Source organism: Cupriavidus sp. 01L45 (assembly GCF_056399885.1).
Map to the genome: position 1 here is coordinate 1 of NZ_JBFTSG010000105.1, position 10857 is coordinate 10857.

A 10857-nucleotide genomic window follows, 5' to 3' on the forward strand; every position below is an offset into this window, starting at 1 on the left:
GCGCATGACATGATCCTGATGCTCAAGAAGAAGGGCTACACGGTGGTGATGGTGGAGCAGAACTTCCGCTTCGCCGCGCCGCTGGCCGATCGCTTTTATGTGATGGAACACGGCACCATCGTCGAGCGCTTCGCGGCCGCGGAGCTGCAGGCCAAGATGCCGGTGCTGAATGAACTGCTTGGGGTCTGATTCACGCCGGCGCACATCGCCGGCATGCATCGCAGGCATTGTTTTAGGGCAGGAACGGGTGGCGTAACGTGCCGCCGAAACTAAGGAGACAGGTAATGAAGATGACTCGGGTGGCGGTCGCTCTGGCGGCTATCGTAGCGGGCGTGGCAACGGGTACGGCATCGGCACAGGTCTCGGGCGATACCGTCAAGATCGGCTATATCACCGACTTGTCGGGCCTGTACGCCGACATCGACGGCCCGGGCGGCCTCGAGGCCATCAAGATGGCGATTGAAGACAACGGCGGCAAGGTGCTGGGCAAGCCGATCGAACTGGTCTCGGCGGATCACCAGAACAAGGCCGATATCGCCGCCTCGAAGGCGCGCGAGTGGATGGACCAGCAGGGCCTCGACGTGCTGATCGGCGGCACCAATTCCGGCACCGCGCTGGCCATGAACAAGGTGGCGTCGGAGAAGAAGAGGGTCTACATCAATATCGGCGCCGGCACTGCGCGCCTGACCAACGAGGAATGCTCGCCATACACCGTGCACTATGCGTATGACACGGTGGCGCTGGCCAAGGGCACGGGCAGCGCGGTGGTCAAGCAGGGCGGCAAGTCGTGGTTCTTCCTGACCGCCGACTATGCGTTCGGCCACTCGCTCGAGACCGACACCGCCGCCGTGGTGAAGGCCAATGGCGGCACCGTGGCGGGTTCGGTGCGCCATCCGCTGAACGCCTCCGATTTCTCGTCCTTCCTGCTGCAGGCGCAGTCGTCGAAGGCCCAGATCCTGGGCCTGGCCAATGCCGGTGGCGACACCATCAATTCGATCAAGGCGGCCAAGGAATTCGGCATCACCAAGAATATGAAGATCGCCGGCCTGCTGATGTTCATCAACGATATCCACAGCCTGGGGTTGAAGAACACCGAAGGCCTGCTGATGACCGACAGCTGGTACTGGGACATGAACGACGATACCCGCAAGTTCGCCACGCGCTTCTTCGCCAAGATGAAGAAGATGCCGAGCAGCCTGCAGGCGGCCGACTACTCCGCGGCGCATACCTACCTGAAGGCGGTCGAGGCAGCCAAGACCGATGACCCGGACAAGGTCATGGCCGAACTGAAGAAGACCAAGATCAACGACTTCTACACCAAGGGCTACATCCGCCAGGACGGCCGCGGCATCCACGATATGTACCTGATGCAGGTGAAGGCGCCGGCGGAATCCAAGAAGCCCTGGGATTACATGAAGGTGGTGGCCACCATTCCTGGCGACCAGGCCTTCACCACGGTGGCGGAATCGAAGTGCGCGCTGATGAAGAAGTAATAACGTGATGTGAATGCATGACGTATGTCGCCCCCGCGCCCGGTGCCTTCTACGGGGACCGAAGCGGGGGTCCAGTGTCTTTCTTTGCACCGGGCCAGCAACGGCGCTGGGTTCCCGCCTGGAGGCACAAGCAAGATGATTCCGGCGTGGTGATACTGCCTCAGGCATTGTGTCAGGGCAGGACCGGCACGCTTCATTTTGACTGCGCCTTGCTGGCGGGGAACGACGGATCCCGGCTGGTGCGCAAACGGTAACGCCTGCGATGGACATCTTCGGTATTCCTCTGCCCGCCATGCTGTCCCAGTTACTGCTGGGACTGGTCAACGGTGCTTTCTACGCGATGTTGAGCCTTGGCCTTGCGGTCATTTTCGGGCTGCTCAACGTCATCAATTTCGCCCACGGGGCGCTGTTCATGCTCGGCGCGGTGCTGGCCTGGATGGGCATGAATTACTTCGAGCTCAACTACTGGGTGATGCTCGTGCTGTCGCCGCTGGCGGTGGCGCTGATCGGGATCGTGATCGAGCGCACGATGCTGCGCTGGATCTACAAGCTCGACCATATCTACGGCTTGCTGCTGACCCTGGGCATCACGCTGGTGATCGAAGGCATCTTCCGGTCGATCTACGGTGTGTCCGGGTTGCCGTACTCGGCGCCCGAGGCGCTCAGCGGCGCAACCGACCTGGGCTTCATGATCTTGCCGAATTACCGGGCCTGGGTGGTGGCGGCTTCACTGGTGGTGTGCTTCTCCACGTGGTACCTGATCGAGAAGACCAAGCTGGGTGCCTACCTGCGCGCGGGCACCGAGAATCCCAAGCTGGTCGAGGCCTTCGGCGTCAACGTGCCACTGATGGTGACGCTGACCTACGGCTTCGGCGTGGCGCTGGCTGCGTTCGCCGGTGTGCTGGCGGCCCCGGTGATCCAGATTTCGCCGCTGATGGGGCAGAACCTGATCATCATCGTGTTTGCCGTGGTGGTGATCGGCGGCATGGGCTCGATCATGGGTTCGATCCTGACCGGCCTTGGCCTGGGCGTGGTCGAAGGCCTGACCAAGGTGTTCTATCCCGAGGCCTCATCCACGGTCGTGTTCTTCATCATGGTGATCGTGCTGATGCTGCGCCCGGCCGGACTGTTCGGGAGGGAGAAGTGATGAACCAACCAACCGGCGCGGCGGTGGCCGCAGGGCAGACAAGACAGGGGCGGGGCGTGCAGAAGAAACTGTTGTACGGATTGTTGCTGCTGGCGCTGATCCTGGCGCCGATGGCCGGGGCGTATCCCGTGTTCGTGTTGAAGGTGCTGTGYTTCGCGCTGTTCGCCTGCGCCTTCAACCTGCTGATCGGCTACACGGGCCTGTTGTCGTTCGGCCATGCCGCCTTCTTCGGCGGCGCGGCCTACACGGCCGGCCATGCCATGAAGGCGTGGGGCGTCACGCCCGAGGTCGGGCTGGTGCTGGGCACGCTGGCTGGTGCCCTGATCGGGTATGTGGTGGGATATATCGCGATCCGGCGCCAGGGCATTTACTTTTCGATGATCACGCTGGCGCTGGCGCAGATGCTGTTCTTCTTTTGCCTGCAGGTGCCGTACACCGGCGGCGAGGACGGGCTGCAGGGCATTCCGCGCGGCAAGCTGTTTGGCCTGCTGCCGCTGGCCAACGACCTGACGCTCTACTATGTGGCGCTGGCCATCATCGTGGCGGCCTTCGCGCTGATCGTGCGCGTCGTGCATTCCCCGTTCGGGCAGATCCTCAAGGCGATCAAGGAGAACGAGCCGCGTACCATCTCGCTGGGCTACGATACCGACCGCTTCAAGCTGATGGCGTTCGTGCTGTCCGCCGCGCTGTCCGGGCTGGCCGGCTCGATCAAGGCGCTGGTGCTGGGCTTTGCCACCTTGACCGACGTGCACTGGTCGATGTCGGGCTCGGTGATCCTGATGACGCTGGTGGGCGGGCTGGGTACACTGTCCGGTCCGCTGGTCGGCGCTTTCGTGGTGGTGGCCCTTGAGAACAAGCTCGGCGATATCGGCAACTTCCTGGCGTCGGCGACGGGCATCGAGTGGTTCGGCACGCTGGGCGAGTCCGTCACAATGGTCACCGGCGTGATCTTCGTGATCTGCGTGCTGACTTTCCGCCGCGGCATCATGGGTGAAGTGATGGCGCGCTTCTTCGGGAAGTCCCGGGAGTGACCGCCGGGATACATGCCCGGTTTTGGGGCTAGGGTTTCTTCTAGCTTGCTGGAAACGCACCGCTTCGTTACATTCCATATACGGTTTTCGCAGGTTAAATGGAGGCGGAAGCGAGGAGACGACAGGCGCGCAGTCACTAGGCTGGAGTGCCAATATAAGATGAGGGCGTTGCCGGGTGATCCCTGGCAACGCCTTTTTTAATGCCCGCTCGATACCCGTGAATGCCCGTTTGTGGTGCGTAATGCCCTCGCCATGTGGAATCGGCATAAGGGCAGCCAGAAGCGCATGAGACAATGCTGCCTTGCCATCGGGCCCGCCATGCCTTCAGATTTCCCTTCCCCGTTTCCTTCCCAGCCCGATCCCGCTAGTGCCCCGGCCCTTCCCGCCGGTCCGCAGGCATTGGTACGTCTCGCCACCCCGGCCGATGCCGGGCCCCTGTGCGCCTGGCTGCAGTCACGGCAAGCGTTGCCCGTAGCGGCGGCGCGCGCCCGGGATGCGCTGGTGGAGAACCTGCTGGCCAGGCCCGAGCGCGGGACCTGCGTGTTGGCGGTGGCCGGGGCCGCTGCGGCGCCGCGGCTGGTGGGATGCCTCCCCGTGGCGCTGGTGCCACATCTCCAACTGTCCGGCCTGGCGGCGTTAGCCGTGGAGTGGTGGGTTGGCGCGGAAGCCGCGCAAGAGGATCCCGCTGTGCTGCTGGCCTGTTGCGACCTGCTGGCCGACTGGTGCCGCGCGCACGGCGTGCGGCACATGCTCCTGGCGCCGGCGCTGCTGGGTGGGTCACAGGCCGCTTCAGCGGGCTTTGTCGCGCATGCCGGGGGCCTGTGGCATCGCAATCTCACGCCGGCGCCCAAGACCCTGGGCTGACAGGTGTCGCGCCTGACTGGCGCGACCGTCTCTGCTGCTTCGTTTTCCCCTCTTTATTTTTCTCGCATTCCATGGAATTCGCGTTTCTCGCTGTTGCCGCATTTCTTGCCGGCCTGATCGATGCCGTCGCTGGCGGTGGCGGCCTGGTGCAGATCCCGGCCCTGTTCTCCGCTTATCCCAACATGTCGCCGGCCACGCTGCTGGGCACCAGCAAGGTAGCCTCGCTGGCCGGGACCACGAATGCCGCGCTTCGCTACGGACGCAGCGTTCGTATCTATTGGGGTGCGACCCTGCCGACGATGCTGTCGGCTTTCGCCTTTTCGATGGCGGGGGCCTACGCGCTCACGCTGATTCCCGCGGACCCGCTGCGCAAGTCACTGCCCTTTATCCTGGTCATCCTGCTGGTGTACACGGTGGCCAAGAAAAGCCTGGGTACCGAGCATGCGCCGTCGCTGTCGGGCGGCAAGGAGCGCGCGGCGGCATTGCTGGCGGGGGCGGCCATCGGCTTCTACGACGGTGTGTTCGGGCCGGGGACCGGCAGCTTCCTGATGATCGTGTTCGTGCGGGTGTTCGGCTACGATTTCCTGCACGCATCGGCGTCGACCAAGGTGGTCAACCTCGCCACCAACCTGGCAGCGCTGCTGCTGCTGGCGGCGAAGGGGCATGTCTGGTGGCAGCTCGGCCTGGTCATGGCCGTGGCGAACGTGGCGGGCAGCCAGGTGGGCAGCCGCCTCGCACTCAAGCATGGCAGCGCCTTCGTGCGGCGGGTGTTTATCGTGGTGGTGGCCGCGCTGATTGTGAAGACCGCGTGGGATGCGTTCGGCCGCTGAGCCAACACGGCGTCGCGCGATGTCCGCGAGAGGCCGGGTCGCTTGCATGCTGCGATGCGGGTTAATCCGGCTACCCGGCCGATATGGCTGTTGCTAGACTCGCTACGCATTCCCGACCGGGCGGTCGGCGAATGCGCGGCCGGTCCGGCGCGCCATGGCTTGGCATGGCGAGTTCGTGCCGAGCGCCGCCGGGGATCAAGCGTCGGGCGGGAGACGGGGTGCGGCGAATTTGCATTCGCCAAGTGCCCTGGGGTAGCAGGCAGGCGCCGGCGTTGCGCCTGGAGACGGTCCCGCGAGGGACCGGCACTATAAGAAGAATAGAAAGACAAGAACACCAGACTGGGGCATCCGACCGGCCGGAGGCCGGGACGGATGCCTTTTCCGTTTGCCGCAATGGAAGGAGACACGATGACATTCAAGCGCGCCAGCCTGCTGGCTCTCGCTGCCGCCGGCCTGTGCGCCGGCACCGCCAGCGCACAGGTCAAGGTCGGGGTAACGCTATCGGCCACGGGACCCGCGGCTTCACTGGGCATCCCCGAGAAGAACACCATCTCGCTGCTGCCGAAGGAGATCGCCGGCAAGAAGGTCGAGTACATCGTGCTGGACGATGCATCGGACACCACCACGGCGGTCAAGAACACGCGCAAGCTGATCAGCGAGGACAAGGTCGACGTGGTGGTGGGCTCCACCGTTACGCCCAACTCGCTGGCCATGGTCGACGTCGTCGCCGAGAACGAGACGCCGATGATCACGCTGGCCGCCTCGGCCCGCATCATCGAGCCGATGGACGCCAAGCGCTACTGGGTCTTCAAGACGCCGCAGAACGACTCGCACATGGCAACCGCCATTGCCGAGCACATGACCAACCACAACGTGAAGACGGTGGCCTTTATCGGCTTCGCGGATGCCTACGGCGATAGCTGGGCGCAGGAATTTGCCAAGGTTGGCGAGATGCGCAAGATCAAGGTGGTGGCCAACGAACGCTTCGCCCGCACCGATACCTCCGTGACCGGCCAGGTGCTCAAGATGATGGGGAGCAATCCCGATGCGGTGCTGATCGCTGGTTCGGGTACGCCGGCCGCGTTGCCGGCCAAGGCGCTCAAGGAGCGCGGCTGGAAGGGCAAGATCTACCAGACGCACGGCGTGGCCAACGCCGACTTCCTGCGCGTGTGCGGCAAGGATTGCGAAGGCACCTTCCTGCCGGCCGGCCCGCTGCTGGTGGCCGAGCAACTGCCTGACAGCAACCCGGTCAAGAAGCCCGCCATCACCTACAAGACCGCGTACGAAAAGGCGTATGGCGGGCAGGTCTCGACCTTCGGCGGCCACGCCTGGGATGCCGGCCTGCTGCTGCAGCGTGCCATTCCGGAGGCGCTGAAGAAGGGCCAGCCGGGTACCAAGGAATTCCGCAAGGCGCTGCGCGATGCGATGGAGCAGACCAAGGAACTGCCGATCTCCCACGGCATCATGAACATGACGCCGACGGACCACCTCGGTCTGGACCAGCGCTCGCGCGTGATGGTGGAGATCGTCGACGGCAAGTGGAAGCTGCAGACCAAGTAAGACCGCCGGCATAGGTGCACGGCGGTGCGAGGAGGGCGCATGGACAAACCATGCGCCCTTTTTATTGGGTGCGCAGCGGCTTGCCGGAAGCAGAGCGGGCAGCGCCGTCACTACAGGCAATCCCGTACTTGACACCGCATGCGTCATGCACGATCTTTAACGTGTTAATTAAATTGACGGGTCTGCGAGGCCGGCAGGAGCGGGCGAATCGGGATGGCGGCCACGCTGCGCCGCGGATATGCTGCTTCAGGCATATCAGAGGTTTGGCGTGCGTGCTTGCGGATGACCGATGCGGCACTGCGCAACCTAAGGGTTCGTCAGGATTTACGCTATGCGTAAGTTCTTTACTATTTCGTAATTCGTTTTTTCACAAGCCAGCCGGCCTCCCTCGCCGGCAGGACTATTCAACAATACGGGGAGACAATGGACCTCTCGATCGCCGCCATCCTGGCGCAGGACGGGATCACCTCGGGCGCCATCTACGCGCTGCTTGCGCTGGCCCTGGTGCTGGTGTTCTCGGTGACCCGCGTCATCTTCATTCCGCAAGGGGAGTTCGTCGCCTATGGCGCGCTGACCCTGGCGGCGATCCAGTCTGGTCATGCGCCGCAAAGCAGCTGGCTGCTGCTGGTCATGGGCGTGCTGACCTTTCTCTACGAGACGATCACCATCCTGGGCAGCGCCGAGCTGCGCCGTACGGCAGCAAGGCGGCTGGCCGTGCTGGCGGGCAAGTACCTGGTCTTCCCGCTGGCCGTGCATCTGCTGGCGCAGAATTTCAACGGACAGTCGATGCCGATGCTGGCGCAGATCGCGCTGACCCTGCTGATCGTGATTCCGCTCGGGCCCATGCTGTACCGCCTGGCCTACCAGCCGCTGGCCGAGGCCAGCACGCTGGTGCTGCTGATCGTTTCGGTCGGCGTGCACTTCGCGCTGGTGGGGCTGGGCCTGGTGATGTTCGGCGCCGAGGGCTCGCGCACCACGCCGTTCTCCGAGGCTCGCTTCGAAGTGGGCAGCCTGTCGATATCCGGCCAGAGCCTGTGGGTGGTGGGCGTGTCGGCGTTGCTGATCGCGGCGCTGTACTTCTACTTTGAGCGCACCATCGCCGGTAAAGCGCTGCGCGCCACCGCGGTCAATCGCCTTGGCGCGCGCCTGGTGGGCATCGGCACGACCCAGGCCGGGCGGCTGTCGTTCACGCTCGCGGCGGCGATGGGCGCGTTGTGCGGCATCCTGATCGCGCCGCTGACCACCGTCTATTACGAATCGGGCTTCCTGATCGGTCTCAAGGGATTCGTCGGTGCCATCGTGGGTGGCCTGGTGAGTTATCCGGTGGCGGCCGCGGGTGCCATCCTGGTGGGGCTGCTCGAATCCTATTCCTCCTTCTGGGCCAGCGCCTTCAAGGAGGTCATCGTGTTCACCCTGATCCTGCCCGTGCTGCTGTGGCGCTCGCTCACCAGCAAGCATGTGGAAGAAGAGGAATAAGGGACACACCATGAACAAGAACCTCAAGAACCGAATTTTCCTGCTGGCCTTCACGGTGGTGCTGGCGCTGTTGCCGGTGCTCCCCACCCCCGAGTTCTGGATCACCCTGGGCAACTACATCGGCCTGTACAGCATCGTCGCCATCGGCCTGGTGCTGCTCACCGGCGTGGGCGGCATGACCTCCTTCGGGCAGGCCGCCTTCGTTGGCCTGGGCGCCTACAGCACGGCGTACCTCACCACGCAGTTCGGGCTGTCGCCGTGGTTCGGCCTGCTGGTGGGGCTGGTGATCACGATGGCCTCGGCTTATGTGATCGGCCTGATCACCATGCGCATGTCCGGCCACTACCTGCCGCTGGCCACCATCGCCTGGGGGCTGTCGCTGTTCTTCCTGTTCGGCAACCTGGAGTTCCTCGGCAAATACGACGGCCTCAACGGCATTCCGGTGCTGAACGTGCTCGGCATCGATCTGGCCTCCGGCCGCTCGATGTTCTACCTGATCTGGGCCGTGGTGCTGCTGGCGGTGATCGCCATGCAGAACCTGCTGAACTCGCGCCCGGGCCGCGCCATTCGCGCGCTCAAGGGCGGCGGCACCATGGCCGAGGCGATGGGGGTCAACACCGCGTGGATGAAGGTGGTGATCTTTGTGGTGGCGGCGATACTCGCCTGCATCTCTGGCTTCCTCTACGCGCATCTGCAGCGCGCGGTGAACCCGACGCCCTTTGGCCTGAACTACGGTATCGAGTACCTGTTCATGGCGGTGGTGGGCGGCGTCGGCCATGTGTGGGGCGCGGTGCTCGGCGCGGGCATCCTCACCATCCTGAAGGACGTGCTGCAAGGCGTGCTGCCCAAGCTGCTCGGCGCCAACGGCAACTTCGAAACCATCGTGTTCGGCGTGCTGATGGTGCTGCTGCTGCAGTACGCGCGCGACGGCATCTGGCCCTTTATCAAGAAGCTGTTCCCGAGCGGGCTGCCGGTGGCGGCGCCGGCGCAGGCCGAGCGGTTGCCGTTGCGGGCGAAGCCGCAGGCCGGCGAGCTGATCCTTGATGTGAAGGCCGCGCGCAAGGAGTTCGGCGGGCTGGTGGCGGTCAATGACGTCAGCTTCCAGGTGCGCGCCGGCGAGATCATCGGCCTGATCGGTCCCAACGGCGCAGGCAAGTCCACCACCTTCAATCTCGTCACCGGCGTGCTGCCCGCCACGCGCGGCGAGGTGCTCTATCGTGGCGAGCAGATCTCCGGGCTGCCGTCGCGCGAGATCGTCAAGCGCGGCATCGGGCGCACCTTCCAGCACGTGCATCTGCTGCCCACCATGACGGTGCTGGAGAACGTGGCGATCGGCGCGCACCTGCGCGGCRACTTCGCGGCGCAGGGCGGCGTGACCGCGGCGATCCTGCGCATGAACCAGAACGAAGAGGCGAAGCTATTGCACGAGGCCGCGCGCCAGCTCGAACGCGTGGGGCTGGCCGACTGCATGTACATGGAGGCCGGCAGCCTCGCGCTGGGCCAGCAACGCATCCTGGAAATCGCCCGTGCGCTGTGCTGCGACCCCGCGCTGCTGCTGCTGGACGAACCCGCGGCGGGGCTGCGCTACAAGGAAAAGCAGGCGCTCGCGGAACTGCTGAAGAAGCTCAAGGGCGAGGGCATGAGCGTGCTGCTGGTCGAGCATGACATGGATTTCGTGATGAATCTGACCGACCGCCTGGTGGTGATGGAGTTCGGCACGCGCATCGCGGAAGGCGTGCCCGAGGACGTGCAGAAGAACCCGGCGGTGCTCGAAGCCTATCTCGGCGGCGTGGAGTAAGGAAAAGACAATGAGCCTGATCCTCGAAGTGAAAGACCTCCACGTGCGCTACGGCAAGGTCGAAGCGGTGCACGGCGCCAACCTGAAAGTGGAGGCGGGCAAGATCGTCACGGTGATCGGCCCCAACGGCGCGGGCAAGTCCACCATGCTCAACGCGATCATGGGGGCGCTGCCGGTGAGCGGCTCCTCGGCCGGTGCGGTGACCTATCTCGGCCACGACCTCGCCGGCATACCGGTGGAGGGCCGCGTGGCGCGAGGCATGTGCCTGGTGCCGGAGAAGCGCGAGCTGTTCAGCTCGATGAGCGTGGCGGACAACCTGGTGCTGGGGGCGTATCGCCGCAAGCGCGCCGGGGAGAAGAACTTTCTCGACCAGATGGAAGTGGTCTACGGCTTGTTCCCGCGCCTGAAGGAGCGGGCCAGGCAGGATGCCGGCACGCTGTCCGGCGGCGAGCGCCAGATGCTGGCGGTGGGGCGCGCGCTGATGGCCAAGCCGCAACTGCTGATGTTGGACGAGCCAAGCCTCGGGCTGGCGCCGCTGATCGTGAAGGAAATCTTCCACATCATCAACGACCTGCGCAAGACCGGTGTGGCGACACTGCTGATCGAGCAGAACGCACGCGCGGCGCTGCAGGTGGCGGACTATGGGTATGTGATCGAG

9 protein-coding genes and 1 pseudogene are annotated in these 10857 nt (G+C 64.5%); all 10 read left to right on the forward strand.

The features are described 5' to 3' along the window. Window positions 1-189: pseudogene (locus AC1DT6_RS39345) on the forward strand (ABC transporter ATP-binding protein); the annotation flags it as partial. Between the two features lie 95 nt (window positions 190-284). After that, the gene (locus AC1DT6_RS39350; RefSeq protein ID WP_477104695.1) at window positions 285-1493 is read left to right on the forward strand and encodes an ABC transporter substrate-binding protein; all 1209 of its coding nucleotides are present in this window, start codon (window positions 285-287) and stop codon (window positions 1491-1493) included. A gap of 262 nt (window positions 1494-1755) precedes the next feature. Beyond that, complete coding sequence (locus AC1DT6_RS39355; RefSeq protein WP_276287246.1) at window positions 1756-2640, forward strand: branched-chain amino acid ABC transporter permease; 885 nt, start codon at window positions 1756-1758, stop codon at window positions 2638-2640. Further along, the gene (locus AC1DT6_RS39360; protein WP_441637028.1) at window positions 2640-3671 is read left to right on the forward strand and encodes a branched-chain amino acid ABC transporter permease; all 1032 of its coding nucleotides are present in this window, start codon (window positions 2640-2642) and stop codon (window positions 3669-3671) included. The genes AC1DT6_RS39355 and AC1DT6_RS39360 overlap by 1 nt, the downstream gene beginning before the upstream one ends. A 318-nt stretch (window positions 3672-3989) precedes the next feature. After that, the gene (locus AC1DT6_RS39365) at window positions 3990-4535 is read left to right on the forward strand and encodes a hypothetical protein (RefSeq protein ID WP_441637030.1); all 546 of its coding nucleotides are present in this window, start codon (window positions 3990-3992) and stop codon (window positions 4533-4535) included. Window positions 4536-4606: 71 nt separating this feature from the next. Further along, window positions 4607-5365, forward strand: a complete 759-nt coding sequence (locus AC1DT6_RS39370; RefSeq protein WP_441637032.1) for a sulfite exporter TauE/SafE family protein — start codon at window positions 4607-4609, stop codon at window positions 5363-5365. A 408-nt stretch (window positions 5366-5773) separates the two neighbouring features. Beyond that, window positions 5774-6925, forward strand: coding sequence for an ABC transporter substrate-binding protein (locus tag AC1DT6_RS39375; RefSeq protein WP_441637034.1), 1152 nt, complete (start codon window positions 5774-5776; stop codon window positions 6923-6925). Window positions 6926-7348: 423 nt separating this feature from the next. After that, window positions 7349-8401, forward strand: a complete 1053-nt coding sequence (locus AC1DT6_RS39380) for a branched-chain amino acid ABC transporter permease (protein WP_441637036.1) — start codon at window positions 7349-7351, stop codon at window positions 8399-8401. 10 nt (window positions 8402-8411) lie between these two features. Beyond that, a complete protein-coding gene (locus AC1DT6_RS39385; protein ID WP_477115530.1) occupies window positions 8412-10199 on the forward strand; it encodes a branched-chain amino acid ABC transporter ATP-binding protein/permease in 1788 nt (595 codons plus the stop codon). Between the two features lie 10 nt (window positions 10200-10209). Next, window positions 10210-10857, forward strand: a 648-nt coding sequence (locus AC1DT6_RS39390; RefSeq protein WP_477115531.1) for an ABC transporter ATP-binding protein, incomplete at its 3' end; no start/stop codon positions are given.

Coding starts and splice junctions, on each gene's coding strand:
- AC1DT6_RS39350 (WP_477104695.1), top strand. CDS start 285: ATGAAGATGACTCGGGTGGCGGTCGCTCTGGCGGCTATCGTAGCGGGC.
- AC1DT6_RS39355 (WP_276287246.1), top strand. CDS start 1,756: ATGGACATCTTCGGTATTCCTCTGCCCGCCATGCTGTCCCAGTTACTG.
- AC1DT6_RS39375 (WP_441637034.1), top strand. CDS start 5,774: ATGACATTCAAGCGCGCCAGCCTGCTGGCTCTCGCTGCCGCCGGCCTG.
- AC1DT6_RS39365 (WP_441637030.1), top strand. CDS start 3,990: ATGCCTTCAGATTTCCCTTCCCCGTTTCCTTCCCAGCCCGATCCCGCT.
- AC1DT6_RS39370 (WP_441637032.1), top strand. CDS start 4,607: ATGGAATTCGCGTTTCTCGCTGTTGCCGCATTTCTTGCCGGCCTGATC.
- AC1DT6_RS39380 (WP_441637036.1), top strand. CDS start 7,349: ATGGACCTCTCGATCGCCGCCATCCTGGCGCAGGACGGGATCACCTCG.